Here is a 20,368-nt window from a genome sequence, read left to right as displayed (position 1 = left end):
ATGACGGGATGGGTAGTGACAGGTCATTGCGACAGGCCACGTTAATTCAACTCTCCGACGGGAGAGCCGTCAGGGCGTATGCCGTAACGAACGGTAAATTCGCGGTGTGACTGCCGGGCGTGCCGTGGGAAACAGAGCGCCGTGCCCGGCCGGCAGCCTCGTTTATGCGTCCGGCGCGTGCTGCTCGTAGAAGGCGATTTTCTCGACCTTGGCGGTAGAGCCGCCGCCCTCAAATTCAGATGCCAGCCAGGCGTTGACGATATTTTTCGCCAGCTCCGGGCCAATCACCCGCGCACCCATGGTCATCACCTGCGCATTGTTACTTTTACGCGCCCGCTCGGCGGAAAAGGTGTCGTGGCACTGCGCCGCGCGCACGCCCGGCACTTTGTTCGCCACGATAGCCACGCCGATGCCGGTGCCGCACAGCAGGATACCGCGATCGTGGGTGCCGTCCTTAATCGCACTGGCCAGCGCCCAGGCAACGTCCGGGTACATCGGGCGGTCGTTCTGCGCATCGTTGCTGTAATCCAGCACCTCGTACTGTTTCTCTTCCAGATGACGTTTGATCAGGTTTTTGAACTCAATTGCCGCATCGTCGGCACCAATCGCAATGGTTTTCATCGGGTGAACTCTCCTGCAGGTTAGGCGTTGTACCTGCATCGCATGCAGGCTAAAGCTGTTATCGGTAAGCCTGCCATAAAATCGTTCATATGTTCAATGGGTAATCATTTGTTTTTTTGTGTTGCCGGGCGGTAGCCCGTCGCCATTCGCCGTTCTGGCCCCGCCGTGCCGCGGTGCGCGCCATTTATCGGCGTATGAACGCAAAATTTCATTCATTTGAGCCTGCTCACAGTTTTGAATGCTGCGCTTGAGTAACGAGCATTTATCCGTGTAGTGTTCATTTGTTCGCATAACAATACCCATGATAAAAAGACCCGTTGAGGACTCGAACATGCGTTACCTGATTCCGGCTCTGACTACCTGCACCGACAATGCGCAAGCGTTGCCAACACCATTAATACCCTCTCGTCGCGCCCTGAATGGAGGTGCGTTATGACTCAGCAAGCTATGACCGCGGTGGAAAAATCCGCCATCCGTAAGATCTCCTGGCGGCTGGTGCCGTTCGTCGCCCTGATGTTCTTTATTAACTTCCTTGACCGTACCGCGATCTCCTTCGCCGGGCCGAACGGCATGACCCAGGATCTGGGCCTGACCGCCGTGCAGTTTGGGCTGGCCTCCGGCATCTTCTTTATCGGCTATATCCTGCTGGAAGTGCCGAGCAACATGGCGCTGCACCGCTTCGGCGCACGCCGCTGGCTGGCGCGCATCATGATCAGTTGGGGCATCGTGTCGCTGCTGTTCACCTGGGTGAGCAGCGTGGAGGGGCTCTACACGCTGCGCGTGTTGCTGGGTATCGCCGAAGCCGGCTTCTTCCCGGGCGCGATCCTCTACCTGAGCATGTGGGTTCCGGCACGCCACCGCAGCAAGATCCTGTCGCTGTTCTACCTTGCTCAGCCGCTGACCGTGGTGTTTGGCGCGCCGCTGGCCGCCGCCTTTATTGAGCAGCACGGCCTGTTCGGACTCGAAGGCTGGCGCGTGATGTTTATGGGCGTTTCCCTGCCGGCGATTATCATCGGTATCGTGGCGCTGTTCTGGCTGGTGGACTCACCGCGCCAGGCGAAGTGGCTGACCAGTGATGAGAAAGAGTGGCTGAGCCGCGAACTGGAGGCGGAGCACAACGCCAAACAGCACAAAGGCCATCAGGGCGTGCGTTCGGTGATCGGCCAGGGCCGCGTCTGGGTGCTGTGCCTGATCTACTTCGGCTTTATCTACGGCCTGTACGCGCTGGCCTTCTTCCTGCCGACCATCATCGGCGGCTTCCAGCAGCAGTTCGGTACCACCTTTAACGTGATGGAAAAAGGGCTGGTGACCGGCGTGCCGTACCTGATTGCCGCGATTGTGATGTTCTTCTGGTCACGTGACGCGTCGCGTCGCGGCTGCAAAACCTGGCATATCGCGCTGCCGGCGCTGACCGGCGCAATCAGCGTGCCGCTGGCGCTGTACATGGACTCACCGTTCACCACCATTCTGGTGATTGCGATCACCGCCAGCTCAATTTTTGCCGCGCTGCCAAACTTCTGGACGCTGCCGACGCAGTTCCTGACCGGCGCGTCCGCCGCCGCCGCCATTGCCCTGATCAATACCCTGGGTAACGTGGCCGGCTTCTCGGCGGGCTATATCACCGGCGCGCTGCACGACGCCACCCACAGTTATACCGTGCCGATGTTTGTGGTCGGCGGATTCATGTTGCTGTCAGCGGTGCTGATGGTGTTACTGAACCGCAGCCGCCAGCCTCAGCCGGCCTCTATCGCACAGGAGCAATAATAATGACGTACCTGTTTAACCAGCCCTCAGCTTTCGCATCCGAACTGATCGAAGGGTTTGTCGCGGCGAATGCCGACAAAGTACGCCAGGTGCCCGGCGGCGTGGTGCGCAGCACGCGCAGCCAGCCCGGCAGCGTGGCGGTGATTGTCGGAGGCGGTTCCGGTCACTATCCGGCGTTCGCCGGGTTGGTTGGACAAGGTCTGGCACACGGTGCGGCGATGGGTAACCTGTTCGCCTCACCGTCTGCCCAACAGATTTACAACGTGGCGCGCGCCGCGGATAACGGCGGCGGCGTGCTGCTGACCTTCGGCAACTACGCCGGAGACGTGCTGCACTTTGGCCAGGCCTGTGAACGTCTGCGCAGCGAAGGCATCCCCTGCGAGCTGCTGGCGGTGACCGACGATATCTCCAGCGCCAGCGTTGACGAACGTGAAAAACGCCGCGGCGTGGCCGGCGACCTGACGGTGTTTAAGGTGGCCAGCGCCGCGGCCGAGGCCGGATACGATCTGGCCCGCGTGCTGCAGGTGGCGCAGCGGGCTAACGCCCGCACCCGTTCGTTTGGCGTGGCCTTCTCCGGCTGTACGTTGCCGGGGGCCAGCCACCCGCTGTTTGAAGTGGCCAGCGGCCGCATGGCGCTGGGACTGGGCATTCATGGCGAGCCGGGCATTAAAGAGACCGACGTGCCCACCGCGGATGAACTGGCGGAAATTTTCGTTGAACGCCTGCTCGGCGAACTGCCGCCTGACGTCGCATCGGTGGCCGGTCAGCGCGTGGCGCCGATCCTCAACGGCCTTGGTTCGGTGAAGTATGAGGAGCTGTTCGTCGTTTATCGCCGCGTGGCGCAGCTGCTGGCGGAGGCCGAACTGCAGGTGGTGGAGCCGGACGTCGGCGAGTTTGTCACCAGCTTTAATATGGCTGGCGCGTCGCTGACGCTGATGTGGCTGGACGACGAGCTGGAGACCTTCTGGCGCGCGCCGGCTAACACCCCGGCCTACCGTAAAGGCAGCGTGATTGTTGCTGAACCGCTGAGCGCCACCGAATGTGAAGTCCAGGCAGAAGAGGCGCTGCCGGCCGCCAGCGCCGAATCGCAGCAGAGCGCGCAGCGCGTGCTCGGGCTGCTGGAAGCGGTGGCAACGCTGCTGCAGGACAACGCGGAAAAACTCGGTGATATCGACGCGGTGGCCGGCGACGGCGATCACGGCATCGGCATGGAGCGCGGCGTGCTGGGCGCGGTGGAGAAAGCCCGTGAGGTGGCGGCGAAAGGGGCCGGTGCCGGCACCCTGCTGTGCCGCGCGGCGGATGCCTGGGCCGATAAGGCTGGCGGCACCTCCGGCGCGCTGTGGGGCGTGGCGCTGACCGCGCTGGGTACGGCCATCGGCGACCGGCAGGCCCCCAGCGCCGAACGCGTGGCGAGCGGCGTGCGCGCCGCCCAGCAGGGCATTCAGCACTTTGGTAAAGCCCGCGTCGGGGATAAAACCATGGTCGACGTGCTGGTGCCGTTCAGCGATACGCTGAACCAGCGCGTGGAGGCCGGGGATTCGCTGACCGACGCCTGGCTGCAGGCGGCACAGGTGGCGGAGCAGGCCGCACAGGCCACCGCGCAGCTGCTGCCGAAGATGGGCCGCGCCCGTCCGCTGGCGGAACGCAGCCTGGGCACGCCGGACGCCGGTGCGGTGTCGCTGGCGATGATCGTCAACACCGTTGGCCGGCTGCTGCTGGCGCAGGCCACCACGACGCACGGAGTCTGAGCATGTCACAGGCAAAAATCTGGCTGGGCGTCAGCCTGAAGATGTATTTCGGTTATCAGCAGACCCTCGACTGGAGCCGTGAAGTGGCCGCGCTGGCCCAGCGCCATCCGGCTATCCGGTCCGGCGAGGTCGGCCTGTTTGTGCTGCCCGCCTATCCGGCCATCCCGGCGGTTGCGGCGATCTTTGCCGCTACGCCGGTGCGCGTTGGCGGGCAGGACGTCTGCCAGGCGGAGAACGGTGCCTGGACCGGTGAAGTTAGCGCCAGCATGCTGGCCGAGCTGGGCTGCAGCCTGGCGGAGATCGGCCACGCCGAACGCCGCCGCCATTTCCACGAGGATGCCGCACAGATCGCCGCCAAGGTGGCGGTGTCGCTGCGTCACGGGTTAAGCCCGGTGCTGTGCATCGGTGAAGAGCAGCAGGGCGAAGTGGCAGAGGCCGTTGCGTTATGCCAGCAGCAGCTGGGTGAAGCGCTGGTCGATGCCGCGCGGGAAGGCGCGAAGGGCACGCTGTTCTTCGCCTATGAACCGCAGTGGGCGATCGGTGCGCCGCAGCCGGCCCCGGACGACTTTATCCGCGCGGTGTGCGCCGGCCTGCGCGACCTGCCGACGCCGGAGGGCATTGACCTGCAGATTATCTATGGCGGCAGCGCCGGTCCCGGCCTGATCCAGCGGCTGGGGCGCGACGTTGACGGCCTGTTCCTCGGGCGTTTTGCCCACGATCCTCAGGCGCTGGCGCAGATTGTTGATGAAGCCAGCGCCCTGTTAGCGGAGAGCCGTATATGAGCCGGATCGGACTCAGTACCTACGCCTTTTTCTGGCGCATGTCGCCGCAGGTGCCGCAGCCGCTGAGCCTGCTGCAGATGCTGCAGCAGACCGCCGCGCTTGACGTACCGGTGTTTCAGATCTGCGACTACCCGGCGATCGAAAGCTGGTCAGACGCGCAGCTGGAGGAGCTGCGTCAGCAGGCCGACGCGCTGAACATCACCCTCGAACTGGGCACCCGCGGGCTGGGCACCGCCCACCTGCAGCGCTACCTGCATATGGCGCAGATCCTCGGTGCCCGCGTGGTGCGCTCGATGTTCCACACCGCCAGCCACCGCCCGTCGCTGGAGGAGGCCGCGCAGCTGATAGCGGAGATCCTGCCGGCCTTTGAACGCCAGCAGGTGCGCCTGTGCCTGGAGACCTACGAGCAGGTTAAAACCGCCGACATGATGTCGGTGATCGACCGCTTCCCGTCGCCGTGGCTGGGCGTCTGCCTTGACCCCGCCAACTGCGTGGCCGGGCTTGAGCTGCCGGAGCAGACCATCGCCAGCACCGCCGCGCGGGTCGGCAACCTGCACATTAAAGATTTCGCCTTTTCCCGCCGCGACGGCTGGGTCGGTTTCACCTACGCCGGCTGCCCGATGGGAGAGGGGCTGCTGGACTATGACCGGATGATCGCCGCGGTGCGCCCGGCGGAAAAAGGCATTAACCAAATCGTAGAGCACTGGCTGCCGTGGCAGGACGATGCTGAACTGACCTGCCAGCGGGAAGCCGAGTGGACGCTGCGCACCGTTGAATTCTTACGTAGTAAACAAGATCAGGAGTAATGAAATGAGCGTACTGAAAACCATCACCGTGATCGGTGCCGGCGGCAAAATGGGCATGCGTATCTCTGCCAATTTCCAGAAAAGCGACTATCAGGTGTTCTACTGCGAGAACTCGCCGAAGGCGCAGGAGCAGGTGATCGCCCAGGGGCGTGAGCTGTCTGACGCTGCTTCGGTGGTGCCGGTCAGTGACGTGGTGATCCTGGCGGTGCCGGATATCGTACTGGGTAAGGTTTCTGAAGGCGTGGTGCCGCAGATGAAAGCGGGCGCGATCCTGCTGACGCTGGATCCGGCCGCCGCCTACGCCAACCTGATTGCCCAGCGCGACGGGATCGAATACGCGGTGGCGCACCCGTGCCACCCGTCGGTGTTTCTGGAGCGCTACACTAAAGAAGAGCACGCCGACGCCTTTGGCGGTATCGCCGCCATCCAGCACGTGGCGGCCTCCTATGAAGCCGGCAGCGACGCACAGCGCGCGGAGCTGAGTAAGGTAATCAGCGTGATGTACGGCCCGGTGGAAGAGGTGCACTGGGTGACCGTCACCCAGCTGGCCTACCTGGAGCCGACGCTGGTGGAAACCGTGGCCTGTATGGTCGGCGCCTTTATGAAAGAGGCGCTGGATGAGACCGTTAAGCACAGCGGCGTGCCGGAAGAAGCGGCCAAAGCGATGCTCTACGGCCATATCCAGATCGCGCTGGCGGTGGCCTTCCGCGCCACCAACCCGTTCTCTGACGCCTGCATGATCGCCATGGAGTACGGCCGTGAGAAGATCGTTAAGCCGGACTGGAAGCAGATCTTCGATCAGAAAGAGCTCGACATCGTTATCGCCCGCATGCTGAAGATTGACGCCATCCGTCGTTAATCTGTGACCGCCCTGCGGTTCATATCGCCAATGCCTGGCGATATGAACCGTATCAATGATATAAATCCTTCCAGAACCGCCTGAGCTCAGTCAGGCCATACGTTGCGGGACCTCGCGCATGGAAAAAAAGACGCCCTCTCAGGACCTGGAACTGCTGACCGAAATCGCCGTTGCCTATTACCAGGATGAAATCACTCAGGAAGAGATCGCGCGCAAATTTGGTATTTCGCGGATCAAGGTCGGGCGGCTGCTGAAACGCGCTAAGGAAGAAGGCATCGTGGAGATCACCGTGCGTTATCATCCGGTGTTCAGCACCGGACTGGAGCAGCAGCTGATCGACCGCTTTCCGCAGATGCAGCGGGCGCTGATCGCCCTTGACCTGCAGGACGGCGACGAGCAGCGGCGCCAGGTGGCCGCGCTGGTTTCCGGCTATCTTGAGCAGACCCTGAAGGAAAATTCGGTGGTGGCTGTCGGCCAGGGGCGGAACGTGGCGGCGGTGGCCGATCACCCCGGCCAGGTACCGACGCGCAACTGCCACTTTATCAGCGGCATCGGCGGCACCCACCGCCCCGGCGATGCCATAAACGCCGACCACATCAGCCGCCGCCTGGCGAAGAAGTTCGGCGGCATCAGCGAAACCCTCTACGCGCCGGCCTACGTGGAAAACCGAGCGCTGAAAGAGGCGTTTATGCAGAACGGCACCATTAAAGAGACGCTGGATCGCGCCCGTAAGGCCGATATCGCGCTGGTCGGCATCGGCGATATGAACGAGAACAGCTATATGGTGAAGCTGGGCTGGTTCACCCCGCACGAGATTATCGACGCCAGCCTCAATCAGGGCGTTACCGGCGACGTGGCGGGCTATGACTTCTTTAACTCGCAGGGTCAGCACGTGGATACGGTGATGAACGACCGGGTGATCGGCGTCAGCATCGACGAGCTGCGCAAAATCCCCTGCGTGATTGCTATCGCTTCCGAAAACACCAAAGCGATGGCGATCCTCGGTGCGCTGCGCACCGGTGCTATCGATATCATCGCGACGACTGCGCAGAATATCCGCACGATTTTGAATATGACGAAGTAGGGGCGGGGACCCACTCGTCACAGTCGCTTGCAGGATGATACGTGGGCTTTCGGACGCAGCATTGCACGTCTGACGTTAGTTGAAATCAGGTGCTCGCCATCAGGGGCGGACTGACAGGCAACACGCAGTTTGTAGCGCAATCCGAAGTTAAGCACCTCGCTGTAGGTCTCGTTAAGTTCGTCGCTCTCAGGGAAGCGTTTTCTGCCAGTCGGCGGGAACGTTGCAGGACTTCAGCCTCAGGAACGTGTTTCATCGTTTTATCCCTCTGTTTTGAACGTTGAGGAGTTATATCACGACTGTTCATTATGTACGCAGTTGTGCTGAGTTACTTAATTAACGACTTTGCGCGTATCGGGCATCCACGCTTTTCACGTGAGCGGTCAGCCGCTACCAGCCTATTACCCTCCCTGCGATAGGCTGCAATCAAATTCCTGTCTGGTTGGCCGATCGTGACCTCACTGGCACCGTAAGCAACGGCGAAACTTTCGGCGACAGTTAGCCCAACCGGCACCATATAATTGGAAAGCGGGGTTGTGAATGGGCTGGATGCCAGAAACCTCAATGTTACCGCAATACGCCGGAGGATAACCGCGTGATGGCGAAGCGGCATTAAATCTGAAATTGCGGCAGAGTTCGCAAATCGAAGCGTTAACTCTCCCCGCGCTGTGGTTCTTACTTCAAGAGTCTGGCTGAAAAAGGGAAGATAGTCGTGCTGGAACGTAAACGAGAAAAGCCACCTTTACAGGTGGCTTTTCCGGTACTAACTCAGGCGCACGGGTCCGAAGAAATCCGTGCCTTCACGAGCATGAATCTACCGGGATCGATGAAGGTCGTCAATCGGTATTCTGTTTCTGTGGCCCGGGAGGGGCAAGATGAAACTGCAGGATTATATTTCTGAGCCAGGATTGAGAATTTATACTGAGATACTTAAGCTTAAGCCCGATCAGGTGATGGCAGGCTATAACTGGAATAAGGCGCTCGGCAGCTCAATGCAGCCGCTGTTTCATTGTCTGGAGGTTTCGCTGCGCAATGCCATTGACCATACCATCCGCAATCATCCCCCACCAGGTGCTGAGGGCCTCTGGCGAACCGACAGTAACTGGATTTTTGATCTTCCCCGCTACATGGGTGATAAAGTCTGGATCCGTCAGGGTAAACGATTTCAGCTTGATGCGCAGGGTAACAGGCGGTACAGCCAGGGATCCCCTCTTTATCAGAAAACGGTCTGGGAAGAAGAGTGCATCCGTAAGGTAGCAAAACGTATAAAAATGGCGGGTAAGATTGTTACCGCTGAGCGTGTGATCTCCGGATTGGATTTCGGATTCTGGACACACTTTTTGAGTTCTGCCTATGATGAACCGCGCAATCGCAGCCTGCTGTGGCCGAATCTGACCGGACACGTTTTTCCCGGTGCGCCTGCAGGCATGCCACGGCATATTGTCGACAAAAAGTTTAATCTCATTCGGGATCTCCGTAATCGGTTAGCTCACCATGAGGCTGTCTGGAAGTTTTATGAGATGGATGAAACGGGTAAGCGGGACTATACCCGGCCGGTGTATGGGCTTAATGCGTCGCTCAATTTATTGGAAAGAGCCTGGAATGATATGTTTGAAGGTTTGCTCTGGGTCAGCCCTGTGCGCTACCACGCATTTCGTCAACAAGGCCATCATCGTCGTTTTGAGGCGTTAGCGAGTAAAAAGGGGATATCAGATTTTTGGCTGCTGAACGTTGCGGCCATGCGGCTAACACGCACTAATACCCGCCGTCAGTTTGGTTAAAAGCACAATTGCTAAGCAAGTAATAAGAAACCCACCTCGTAATGAGTTCACTCGAATCGATCGGCCCGTACGGTGCGCCGATCGGTTTTTTAGCTTTCAACACGCCGGGATTCCTGTGCCACCCCCGCCTCGCTGTGGCATGATACCCGCCAACCCCCACCGCCATCAGGAACCTCTTATGAAACCCGTTACGCTGTACGACGTCGCCGACCACGCCGGGGTCTCTTATCAGACCGTTTCACGGGTGGTGAACCAGGCAAAGCACGTCTCGGATCGCACCCGTGAACGGGTGGAAGCGGCGATGGCGGAGCTGAACTACATTCCCAACCGGGTGGCGCAGCAGCTGGCGGGCAAGCAGACGGCGCTGATCGGCGTGGCCACCGTCAACCTGGCGCTGCACGCCCCGTCACAGATCGTGGCGGCGATCAAATCCCGCGCCGACCGCGCCGGTGCCAGCGTGGTGATCGCGATGGTCGAGCGCAGCGGCGTGCAGGCCTGCGTGGCGGCGGTCAACAACCTGCTCGGGCAGCGGGTCAGCGGCCTGATCGTCAATTTCCCGCTGGAAGATGACGATGCCGCCACGGTAGCCGCCGCCTGCGGCGGCGTGCCGGTGCTGTTTCTGGACGTCTCCGACAGTTCGCCGATCAACAGCGTCAGTTTCTCCCATGAGGCCGGGGCGCGGCTGGGGGTGGAGCGCCTGGTCGCGTGCGGCCACCGGCGTATCGCGCTGCTGGCTGGCCCGCAGAGTTCGGTGGCCGCACGCCAGCGCCTGGCCGGCTGGCATCGCTGGCTGGCGCAGCATCAGCTGCAGCCGCTGGCGCAGCTGGAAGGAGACTGGAGCGCCATCTCCGGTTTTGAGCAAACCAGCCGCCTGCTCAACGGCGGCACGGTGCCGCAGGCGCTGCTGGTGGCCAATGACCAGATGGCGCTGGGGGCGATGCGGGCAATCAGCGAGTATGGCCTGCGGGTGCCGGCGGATATTTCGGTGATTGGCTATGACGATACCGAAGACAGCTCCTGCTATATTCCGCCGCTGACCACCGTCAAGCAGGATTTCCCGCTGCTGGGGCAGAGCAGCGTTGACCGGTTGCTGCGCATGACCCAGGGTGAAACGATCACCGGCAACCAGCTGTTATCAGTGACGCTGGTGGAGCGGCAGACCGTGAGCGCTCCCGGTGCCCATGCCGCCTCACCGCAGGCGCTGGCGGATACGCTGCTGCAGATCTCCCGACAGCTGGCGCAGATGAAACCGGAAGGTTAATTTTCCGCCGCAGGGCGCAGTTTTCCACGCATATCATCCGTTCAGATAACGATATCTGTGAGGCACCTCACTCATTGGGCATCGTTTGCTTTACAGCATCATTTCCGCAACCTATGTTGAAAAAATTGTGAGCGAGTAACAATTTTACTGAGGATCGCGCGATGACCCTGAACACTGATTCACTGAACGCCGTACTGGCCCGCCGCGACTGGGAAAACCCCGGCGTAACGCAGATTAACCGTCTGGAGGCGCACCCGCCGTTCTTTAGCTGGCGTAACGCCGCGGATGCGCGTGACAACCGCCATTCGGACCAGCGCCGCAGCCTGAACGGCAGCTGGAAGTTCTCGTATTTTTCACAGCCGGAAGCGGTGCCGGAAAGCTGGGTAAGCGGCGATCTGGCCGATGCTGATTCGGTGCGGGTGCCCTCAAACTGGCAGATGGACGGCTACGACGCGCCGATCTACACCAACGTCACCTATCCGATCCCGGTCAATCCGCCGTTTGTTCCCGCCGATAACCCGACCGGCTGTTACTCGCACACCTTTACTCTGGATGACGACGCGCTGCGCGACGGACAGACCCGCATCGTGTTTGACGGCGTCAACTCGGCGTTCCACCTGTGGTGCAACGGTCGCTGGGTCGGCTACGGCCAGGACAGCCGCCTGCCGTCTGAGTTTGACCTCAGCGCGTTTTTACAGCCGGGCGAAAACCGGCTGGCGGTGCTGGTGCTGCGCTGGAGCGACGGCAGCTACCTGGAAGACCAGGATATGTGGCGCATGAGCGGCATCTTCCGCGACGTGTCGCTGCTGCACAAGCCGGCCACGCGGCTGCGCGACCTGCGTATCACCACCCGCTTTAACGACGATTTCAGCCGTTCGGTGCTGGACGCGCAGGTGAGAGTGCAGGGGACCGTAACGGACGATCTGCGCATCTGCCTGCAGCTGTGGCAGGGGGAAACCCAGGTCGGCAGCGCTACCTCCGCGCTGGGCAGCGACATTATTGACGAACGCGGCGCGTACGCGGACCGCACTACGCTGTCGCTTAAGGTTGAAAATCCGGCGCTGTGGAACGCTGAAACGCCGAACCTGTACCGCGCGGTGGTGCTGCTGCAGCGTGCTGACGGCGAGCTGATTGAAGCGGAAGCCTGCGACGTCGGTTTCCGTCAGGTAAGCATTGAGGACGGGCTGCTGCGGGTGAACGGCAAACCGCTGCTGATCCGCGGCACCAACCGCCACGAACACCACCCGGAATACGGTCAGGTGATGGATCGCGAGACGATGATTAAAGATATCCTGCTGATGAAGCAGAACAACTTTAACGCCGTGCGCTGCTCGCACTACCCGAATCATCCGCTGTGGTACAGCCTGTGCGACCAGTATGGCCTGTACGTGGTGGATGAAGCCAATATCGAAACCCACGGCATGGTGCCGATGAACCGCCTGAGCGACGATCCAACGTGGCTGCCGGCAATGAGCGAGCGCGTTACCCGCATGGTGCAGCGCGACCGTAACCACCCGAGCATCATCATCTGGTCGCTGGGCAATGAATCCGGCCACGGCGCAAACCACGACGCGCTCTACCGCTGGCTGAAGTCGGAAGATCCGTCGCGCCCGGTGCAGTATGAAGGCGGTGGGGCCAACAGCGCGGCCACCGATATTATCTGCCCGATGTACGCGCGCGTCGACCAGGACCAGCCGTTCCCCGCGGTGCCGAAATGGTCGATCAAAAAATGGCTGTCGATGCCGGGCGAGCAGCGTCCGCTGATCCTCTGCGAATACGCCCACGCGATGGGCAACAGCCTCGGCGGCTATGACAAATACTGGCAGGCGTTCCGCGCTTACCCGCGCCTGCAGGGCGGCTTTGTCTGGGACTGGGTCGACCAGTCGCTGATCAGATACGACGACCAGGGCCAGCCGTGGTCGGCCTACGGCGGCGACTTTGGCGACACGCCGAACGACCGTCAGTTCTGCATGAACGGGCTGGTGTTTGCCGACCGCACGCCGCACCCGTCGCTGTACGAGGCGAAACACGCTCAGCAGTTCTTCCAGTTCCGCCTGCTGAACGGTGAAACGCCGAAAATTGAAGTCACCAGCGAATACCTGTTCCGCCACAGCGATAACGAGGTCCTGCACTGGACGCTGGCGCAGAACGGCCATCAGCTCGCCAGCGGCGAGTGGCCGCTGGATATCGGCCCGGAAGGGACGCAGGTTGTTACGCTGCCGGCCTTTACCCTGCCCGCCAGCGCAGGCGATCTGTGGCTCACCGTACGTGTGCAACAGCCGCAGGCCACCGCCTGGTCCGACGCCGGGCACATCAGCGCCTGGCAGCAGTGGCCGCTGGCGGAGGTGCTGAGCGCCACGCCGGAGCAGCCTGCCGGTCAGGCGCCAGAGCTGAGCGTCAGCGAGCAGAGCTTTACGATTGACAGCGGCAGCACCCGCTGGGAGATCTGCCGCCAGCAGGGGCTGCTGGTGCAGCAGTGGGTCAACGGACAGGCGCAGCTGCTCAGCCCGCTCACCGACCAGTTTACCCGCGCGCCGCTGGATAACGATATCGGCGTCAGCGAAGCCAGCCGCATCGATCCCAATGCCTGGGTTGAGCGCTGGAAGGCCGCCGGCCACTATCAGGGCGAAGCGCAGCTGCTGCAGTGCGAGGCAGAAGCGCTTGCCGCCGCCGTGCTGGTGACCACCGTGCACGCCTGGAAGCACCAGGGCCAGACGCAGTTTATCAGCCGCAAAACTTACCGCTTCAGCGGCAGCAGCGTGCAGATTGACGTGGACGTGGAGGTGTCGCGCAATACGCCGCACCCGGCGCGTATCGGCCTCAGCTGCCAGCTGGCGACCGTGCAGCCGCGGGTCAGCTGGCTGGGCCTTGGCCCGCATGAAAACTACCCGGATCGTCTGGCCTCCGCCTGCTTCGACCGCTGGGATCTGGCGCTGGAGGAGATGCACACCCCTTACGTGCATCCGTGTGAGAACGGCCTGCGCTGCGGCACCCGCGAACTGCGGTACGGCGCACACCAGTGGCGCGGCGACTTCCAGTTCAGCATCGGCCGCTACGGCCAGCAGCAGCTGATGGCCACCAGCCATCGCCACCTGCTGCTGCCGGAAGAGGGCACCTGGCTGAATATTGACGGCTTCCATATGGGGGTCGGCGGCGATGACTCCTGGAGCCCGTCGGTGTCGCCGGAGTATCTGCTCAGCGCGCAGCGTTATCACTATCAGCTGTGCTGGTCACAGAATAATTAACGGCATCCTCAGCGGGCAGGGAAGTTAACCCTGCCCGTCACTGGCGTAAGGATCTTCAGCATGAACTATTTAAAGAACACCAATTTCTGGATGTTTGGTTTCTTCTTCTTTTTCTACTTCTTCATTATGGGAGCCTATTTCCCGTTCTTCCCGATCTGGCTTCACGACATTAACCACATCAGCAAAAGCGACACCGGCATTATCTTCTCCTGTATTTCGCTGTTTGCTCTGCTGTTTCAGCCGATTTTTGGCCTGCTCTCCGACAAGTTGGGGCTGCGCAAGCACCTGCTGTGGGTGATCACCGGCATGCTGGTGATGTTTGCGCCGTTCTTTATCTACGTGTTTGGCCCGCTGCTGCAGACCAACATTCTGCTGGGCTCGATCGTCGGCGGCATCTACCTGGGCTTTATCTACAACGCCGGCGCGCCGGCGATCGAAGCCTATATCGAGAAAGCCAGCCGCCGCAGCCAGTTTGAATTTGGCCGCGCGCGCATGTTCGGCTGCGTGGGCTGGGCGCTGTGCGCCTCGATCGTCGGCATTATGTTCACCATCAACAATCAGTTTGTCTTCTGGCTCGGATCCGGCTGTGCGGTGATCCTCGCTATCCTGCTGTACTTCTCGCGTACGGATAAAAACTCCACCGCCGGCGTGGCGGATGCGGTCGGGGCCAATCAGCCGACGTTTAACGTCAGGCTGGCGCTGGAGCTGTTTAAACAGCCAAAGCTGTGGTTCCTGTCGCTGTACGTGGTCGGCGTCTCCTGCACCTATGACGTGTTTGACCAGCAGTTCGCCAACTTCTTTACCGGCTTCTTCGCCACCACCGATCAGGGCACGCGGGTGTTCGGTTACGTCACCACCCTGGGCGAGCTGCTTAACGCCAGCGTGATGTTCTTCGCCCCGCTGATCGTTAACCGCATCGGCGGTAAGAACGCGCTGCTGCTGGCCGGGATGATCATGTCGGTGCGCATTATCGGCTCCTCGTTTGCCACCACCGCGGTGGAGGTGGTGGTGCTGAAGACGCTGCACATGTTTGAAATTCCGTTCCTGATCGTCGGCTGCTTCAAATACATCACCAGCCAGTTTGAGGTGCGTTTCTCGGCCACCATCTACCTGGTGTGCTTCTGCTTCTTCAAGCAGCTGGCGATGATCTTTATGTCGGTGTTTGCCGGTAACATGTATGACAGCATCGGTTTCCAGGGCGCGTACCTGGTGATGGGTCTGGTGGCGCTGGCCTTTACGCTGATATCCGTCTTCACCCTCAGCGGCCCGGGGCCGCTGTCATGGATGAAATCACGTCCGCGCGAAGCGGTGTAGTTGCCGGGCGGGTTTACACCCGGCCGGGGTTGCCTTTGCTCTGCCGTCCACGCCATCCCCAGGGATGGCGTTTCTCATCCAGCGCGCTTACAGCGTCCTGCGACGCACGGCTGCCGCCTGAAACAGCCGTTTGCCCGGCGGCCACGCTGCCGGTGACAGCAGCATCTCGCAGGCGGCCTGGGCCATCTCCGCCAGCGGCTGGGCGAAGGTAGTCAGCTGATAGCCAATCCAGCCCGCCTGTTCAATATCATCAAACCCCATCACGCTGAGATCCTCCGGCACGCGCAGGCCATATTCGTGCCGTGCCACGTCCAGCACGCCGCAGGCCAGCAGGTCGGTCACGCAGAAGATGCCGTCCGGCGGCTGGCCGCCGCCGAACAGTTCACGCGCGGCGGCCACCCCGCTCTGATAGCTGGCCGGCCCGGCCCGTACGACCCGGCAGTCAATGGCTGCCTGCCGTGCGGCGGTGAGAAAACCCGCTTCCCGCGTCACCATACTGGGTGAGCGCGCGGTAGAGGAGACCAGCGCCAGCCGGCGACGTCCGGCCTCGCGCAGCAGGGCAAAGGCCTCGCTCATGGTGGACCGGTAGTCAATTTCAATATGGTCAGCGCCGCTGAACTCCCCCATGCGGTTAATCAGGATCACCTGCTGCCCGCTCTGCAGGCAGGTCTCAATCAGCGAGCGGTCCGGCTTGCCGGAAAGTACGATGGTGGCGGTAGAGCGGTAGTTCAGCGTCTGCGCCAGCGCGTCGCGTGCGCTCTCCGCGCCCTCATCGGTGTTGATCACCATCACCGCCCGCTGCGCCTGGTGCAGACGGCGGGTCAGGTGCTCCAGCAGGCTGGCCTGGTACGGCGAACTGAGGTTGCCGCCGAGGATACACACCGGGCGACTTGCCTCCTTCGACAGGCCGCGCGCCAGGTGATTAACGTGGTAGTTCAGCGTTTCGGCGGCGGCCAGCACCCTGCGGCGGGTTTCCGCCGAGACGCTGCCGCCGGTGGTAAAGGTGCGCGACACCGCCGAACGCGACACGCCCGCCAGCCGCGCGACCTCGCTGGCGCTGGCAAAGCCTTTTGTGGCGTTGACACCCTCGGCCCACGCTGCCGCTGCGCCGGCGTGGTGCAGGCCTTTATTGCCAGCGTTATGGGCGGCCTGCTCTGTCGTTTCACCGGCGCGAGCCAGGCCGGTGTCGCCGTGGTCAACATCGGCCAGACTGGCTAATCCACCAGCATGGGGCTGGCCCTTTCCACCGTCGTCACGCCCGGTCATCGCGGTGCTCCGTGGCCCGCAGCGCCCGTTCACGGACGATCGCCCACTCTGCCAGCCGGGTCAGCGATGGCTTCGGCGTTTCAGACCACTCGTCGGGGTGCAGCTCACGTTTATCGCGGATCAGCGCAATCGCCGCGTCCAGCGTCGGAAACTGCTGCGGGCATTCAAGATGCAGAAACAGCGCCACCAGCGCCACCGAGCGGCTGCGCCCGCCGCGGCAGTTGACCAGAATATTGCCGCGTTCGCGGTTGCGGTAGGAGGCTTTGTCCGGGATCTGCTGCAGCAGCGCGGCGCGCATCAGCAGATAGCCGGCGTGCAGCATCTCCGGCGCGTTACCCTCGCCGTCGATCAGCCCCAGCTTGTAGTAGCGCACGCTGCCGCTGCCGTGGCGCAACAGGTGCGGCGCGCTGCCCGGCTCCGCAAGGTTGACCCAGTCAATATCGAGATTGACCGCGCAGTTGATCACCGTGCGGATATGGTGCTGGTCCAGCAGGGCCAGATCGGTGACGCCGTCGGAGCCGCCGATATAAATATCCATTCCCCAGCCGGGAAGGTCGGCGGCAATCAGGCTGACCGGCGGTCGAGGATAATGCCGGGCGGCGTTATTCAGCGCATCCTCCCCCTCTGCGGAAGCGTGGCCAGCAGCCGTCCGCTGGCTGGCGGGTGATCCGCCGGTGTTGGCAGAGTCAGTCGGCAGCGTATCGGTGAAGAGGGCTGTTTCGCTGCCCGCCGCGTTGACGTTATGCCGTTCAGCCTTCAGATCCTTTGTTGAATGCTCTGCCAGCGGGATCGCACTGGCCTGCGCCAGCGCCGCAGCCACGCCGGGTGCCGCAGCCAGCACCGGTAGCCCGGCGTAAATCCCGGCGGAATCCTCGGGCACGACTCCGATGCGGCCGCCGGCTTCCGCCACCAGCAGCAGCCCGGCAAGGCAGTCCCAGGCGTTCATATGGGCCTCAACGTAACCATCGCTGCGCCCTTCGGCCACCCAGGCCAGCGCCAGCGCGCCGGAACCGCCACGCCGCACGGTGGCGCCGCCGTTCAGCAGTGCTGCCATCACGTCGAGGTAGCGGCGCTGGCTGTGGCGTGACGACCAGCCCAGCTCAAAGGCGGCACGGCGGCTGTCGTCGGTGCCGGCGCAGCGCAGCGGGCGATCGTTTTTCAGCGCGTAGTGGCCGCGCCGCGCCAGATACAATTCCTCGCTGACCGGGTTATAAATCGCCCCCAGCTCGGTGACGCCGTGGCGCACCCAGGCGATACAGATACAGAAATGGGCGATGCCGCGGGCAAAGTTGGCGGTGCCGTCGATCGGGTCAATCACCCACAGGCTGTGCGCGTCGGCGGGCGGCTGCGCGGACTCTTCCCCGAGGATCAGATCCTGTGGGAACCGCTCGCGCAGGGCCTGCATCAGCTGCGCCTCTACCAGCGTATCGGTTTCGGTAAGGATATCCTGATGGCCCTTCAGCTGGTATTCGCCCGGCTGGCGCGCGTTAAAACCGGCAAGTGCGGTCGTGCCGGCCTGCAGGATCAGCTGTTTTAACGCCGCTTCACGCGGCTCTGTCTCAAAATGAGTCAAAATGTACTCCCTGTTGCAAAGAAGCAAACCGCCGCGCCCGGCGCGGCGGTCGGTTATTTTTTAACGCTCAGGCTCCAGAGGTCCTGCCAGTCCTGGCGGCTGCGCCAGTCCTCTTTCGCCGTGGCGGTCAGGTACTCCATCAGCTCGCCGCGGTGCGCGCCAATGCCGGAGGCCTCATCCGCTGGCAGGCTGACCGCCGGGTTGGTCGACATCTTGCCGTCCACCCCCTGCGGCGCGATGCCTTCGGCGCTCAGCAGATAGCGGATAAACAGCTTCGCGCTGTTCGGGCTGCGGCTGCCGGTGGCGATCACCCCGAGGCTCGGGTAGTTCCAGCCGATAAACGGCTGCATGCCACTGCACAGCCCCAGCGTCATGCCCTGTTTGTTATCGCGAAACTTGGCGGTAGAGACCAGCCCGACAAAATCGGATTTGGCGTCCGGCGCGCCGATGGCGGCGGCAGCATCGTTATCGGAATGGGTCAGCAGCACGCCGTTGGCCGCCAGCGCCTTGACCCAGGCGGCGGTGGCCGAAGCTTCAGTCGTCTGCAGCGGTTTGCCAAACGCCTGCTGATAGGCCGCGCGGATCTGTGCGTCATAATGGGTCTCCAGCTGGCTGAACCAGTCGGTGTAGGCCGGCTTGCTGCCCGGGTCCTGCATCGCCACCCGGCCGCGCCACGCCGGCTGGGTCAGCTGCCAGATGTTGTTCACCGGGCAGGTGGCGTGATGAGCGGTGTTATAGGCAAACACGTTAGGGGCCAGTACCAGGGTAAGCGGCTGCTGATAGCGGTCGGCGATGCTGCCCTTCAGGTCGTCGGGCACCCAGCTCTGTACGTAGCCTTTATCCAGCAGCTGGGTGATCCCCGCCGGCGCGTCTTCCACGATCGCCACGTCGGTGCGCACGTTTTTGGCCTGCGCTTCGCGGCTCATAATTTCAATGATCTGCGGCGCATCGGCCTTTACGCCCACCGCCTGCAGGCCGTACTGCGCGCTGAAGGATTTGGCCTGCTGAACAATTTTGCCGGTGGAGGCGTAGACGGTAATCGGCTGCTCCTGACGGGCGGCGTCGATCAGCGCCTGTAGCTGGCTGTCCTGTGCGTGGGTCAGCGGGCTGGCGGTCAGTGCGGCAAAAACGGCGAGGGCGGTCAGAGTCTGTTTCATCCTGCTTCCTGAGTGAAAAGTGAAAAATCGGCGGCGGCCGGCTCGTGGCGCTGGCCTGCGGGGGTAAAGAAGTGCAGCGCATCGGCCGGCAGCTGGCAGTAAACCTGCTGGCCGGCCTGCCAGCGCGGGCGCAGCTGGGTGGAGTGGAACAGCCGGTCGTGGCCGTTGACCAGCTCAATCACCCAGCTGCCGCCGGTGGGCATAATATTGTCGAGGGTCATCGCGACGCTGTGCGGATAAGGTCGTTCATGCAGCACGATCTCTTCCGGACGGATGCCGCACGCGCAGGCCTCCCCGTTAACGCTCGGGTAGCGCTGCTGCAGATGTTCCGAGAGCAGGCTCACAGGCTGATGCAGCGGGATCATATTCAGCTTCGGCGTGCCGATAAACTCCGCCACAAAGCGGTTGGCAGGACGCGCGTAAATCGCATCCGGCGTGCCGACCTGCTGCATCTCACCGGCGCTCATCACCGCAATGGTGGTGGCCAGCGTCATCGCTTCCCACTGGTCGTGGCTGACAAACATGATGGTGGTGCCAAAGGTGGCATGCAGGCGCTTCAGCTCGGCGCGCATCTCCAGCCGCAGCGTGGCGTCGAGGTTGGAAAGTGGCTCATCGAGCAGCAGCACGCCGGGGTTAACCGCCAGCATCCGCGCCAGCGCCACCCGCTGCTGCTGGCCACCGGAGAGCTGCGCCGGATAGCGGCGTGCATAGTCGGCGATGCGCAGCTTCTCCATTACGTCCTGGCAGCGGGCGCTGCGCTCGCGTGCAGGCAGCTTCTGCAGGCGCAGGCCGAAATCGACGTTCTGTTCGACGGTCATATGCGGCCACAGCGCGTAGCTCTGAAATACCAGCCCGATACCGCGTTTTTCCGGCGGCAGATATGTGCCGCGCGCCACGGAATCGACCAGCCGGTCGCCAATGGTGATTTCACCGCCGCTGGCGTGCTCTATACCGGCAATCATCCGCAGGATGGTGGTTTTGCCGCAGCCGGACGGGCCCAGCAGGCACAAAAACTCGCCGTCTTTTACCGTCAGGCTGACGTTGTTCACCGCCGGCGTCTCGCTGCCGGGATAGCGTTTGCTCAGGTTGCTTAGCTGAATTGAGGGCATG

At 62.3% G+C, this 20,368-nt stretch carries 16 protein-coding genes; 10 read left to right on the top strand and 6 right to left on the bottom strand.

Annotation, left to right across the window (positions count from 1 at the left end):
• Positions 1 to 162: 162 nt before the first annotated feature.
• Together rpiB and NV64_RS00595 are read right to left on the bottom strand one after the other, a co-directional pair.
• A complete protein-coding gene (rpiB, locus tag NV64_RS00600; RefSeq protein ID WP_056237465.1) occupies positions 163 to 621 on the bottom strand; it encodes a ribose 5-phosphate isomerase B in 459 nt (152 codons plus the stop codon).
• Between the two features lie 93 nt (positions 622 to 714).
• A complete protein-coding gene (locus NV64_RS00595) occupies positions 715 to 954 on the bottom strand; it encodes a hypothetical protein (RefSeq protein ID WP_101505075.1) in 240 nt (79 codons plus the stop codon).
• A 99-nt stretch (positions 955 to 1,053) separates the two neighbouring features.
• Here NV64_RS00595 and NV64_RS00590 point away from each other — a divergent pair, with 99 nt between their 5' ends.
• The 10 genes from NV64_RS00590 to NV64_RS00545 all read left to right on the top strand — a co-directional run bounded on the left by NV64_RS00590 (position 1,054) and on the right by NV64_RS00545 (position 15,262).
• Positions 1,054 to 2,385, top strand: coding sequence for an MFS transporter (locus tag NV64_RS00590; protein ID WP_101505074.1), 1,332 nt, complete (start codon positions 1,054 to 1,056; stop codon positions 2,383 to 2,385).
• A gap of 2 nt (positions 2,386 to 2,387) precedes the next feature.
• Positions 2,388 to 4,133, top strand: coding sequence for a dihydroxyacetone kinase family protein (locus tag NV64_RS00585; protein WP_101505073.1), 1,746 nt, complete (start codon positions 2,388 to 2,390; stop codon positions 4,131 to 4,133).
• A gap of 2 nt (positions 4,134 to 4,135) precedes the next feature.
• The gene (locus tag NV64_RS00580) at positions 4,136 to 4,915 is read left to right on the top strand and encodes a triose-phosphate isomerase family protein (RefSeq protein WP_101505072.1); all 780 of its coding nucleotides are present in this window, start codon (positions 4,136 to 4,138) and stop codon (positions 4,913 to 4,915) included.
• Positions 4,912 to 5,721, top strand: coding sequence for a sugar phosphate isomerase/epimerase (locus tag NV64_RS00575; RefSeq protein WP_056237452.1), 810 nt, complete (start codon positions 4,912 to 4,914; stop codon positions 5,719 to 5,721). The genes NV64_RS00580 and NV64_RS00575 overlap by 4 nt, the downstream gene beginning before the upstream one ends.
• A 4-nt stretch (positions 5,722 to 5,725) precedes the next feature.
• Positions 5,726 to 6,580: a phosphogluconate dehydrogenase C-terminal domain-containing protein gene (locus NV64_RS00570; RefSeq protein ID WP_101505071.1), complete on the top strand. Its 855-nt coding sequence runs from the start codon at positions 5,726 to 5,728 to the stop codon at positions 6,578 to 6,580.
• A gap of 118 nt (positions 6,581 to 6,698) precedes the next feature.
• Positions 6,699 to 7,664, top strand: coding sequence for a sugar-binding transcriptional regulator (locus NV64_RS00565; protein ID WP_101505070.1), 966 nt, complete (start codon positions 6,699 to 6,701; stop codon positions 7,662 to 7,664).
• 872 nt (positions 7,665 to 8,536) lie between these two features.
• The gene (locus NV64_RS00560; RefSeq protein WP_101505069.1) at positions 8,537 to 9,442 is read left to right on the top strand and encodes an Abi family protein; all 906 of its coding nucleotides are present in this window, start codon (positions 8,537 to 8,539) and stop codon (positions 9,440 to 9,442) included.
• Positions 9,443 to 9,620: 178 nt separating this feature from the next.
• On the top strand, positions 9,621 to 10,703 hold the full coding sequence (locus NV64_RS00555; RefSeq protein ID WP_056237434.1) for a LacI family DNA-binding transcriptional regulator: 1,083 nt from the start codon (positions 9,621 to 9,623) through the stop codon (positions 10,701 to 10,703).
• Positions 10,704 to 10,864: 161 nt separating this feature from the next.
• The gene (locus NV64_RS00550; RefSeq protein ID WP_101505068.1) at positions 10,865 to 13,948 is read left to right on the top strand and encodes a beta-galactosidase; all 3,084 of its coding nucleotides are present in this window, start codon (positions 10,865 to 10,867) and stop codon (positions 13,946 to 13,948) included.
• Between the two features lie 60 nt (positions 13,949 to 14,008).
• The gene (locus NV64_RS00545) at positions 14,009 to 15,262 is read left to right on the top strand and encodes an MFS transporter (RefSeq protein ID WP_056237429.1); all 1,254 of its coding nucleotides are present in this window, start codon (positions 14,009 to 14,011) and stop codon (positions 15,260 to 15,262) included.
• 87 nt (positions 15,263 to 15,349) lie between these two features.
• Here the strand turns inward: NV64_RS00545 and NV64_RS00540 are convergent, their stop codons facing one another.
• Genes NV64_RS00540 through NV64_RS00520 form a run of 4 tightly spaced genes read right to left on the bottom strand, consistent with a single transcriptional unit; the run spans position 15,350 to position 20,367 of the window.
• On the bottom strand, positions 15,350 to 16,528 hold the full coding sequence (locus tag NV64_RS00540; RefSeq protein WP_101505067.1) for a LacI family DNA-binding transcriptional regulator: 1,179 nt from the start codon (positions 16,526 to 16,528) through the stop codon (positions 15,350 to 15,352).
• A complete protein-coding gene (locus tag NV64_RS23780; protein WP_233208884.1) occupies positions 16,515 to 18,101 on the bottom strand; it encodes an inositol monophosphatase family protein in 1,587 nt (528 codons plus the stop codon). Before NV64_RS23780 ends, NV64_RS00540 begins: the two co-directional genes overlap by 14 nt.
• Before the next feature lie 53 nt (positions 18,102 to 18,154).
• Positions 18,155 to 19,258, bottom strand: coding sequence for an ABC transporter substrate-binding protein (locus NV64_RS00525; RefSeq protein ID WP_101505066.1), 1,104 nt, complete (start codon positions 19,256 to 19,258; stop codon positions 18,155 to 18,157).
• Complete coding sequence (locus NV64_RS00520) at positions 19,255 to 20,367, bottom strand: ABC transporter ATP-binding protein (RefSeq protein ID WP_056237419.1); 1,113 nt, start codon at positions 20,365 to 20,367, stop codon at positions 19,255 to 19,257. The genes NV64_RS00525 and NV64_RS00520 overlap by 4 nt, the downstream gene beginning before the upstream one ends.
• Position 20,368 lies beyond the last annotated feature (1 nt).

Source organism: Erwinia sp. B116 (assembly GCF_002865965.1).
In the GTDB taxonomy this organism is placed as follows: domain Bacteria; phylum Pseudomonadota; class Gammaproteobacteria; order Enterobacterales; family Enterobacteriaceae; genus Erwinia.
This window is presented reverse-complemented; position numbering and strand designations above follow the sequence as displayed.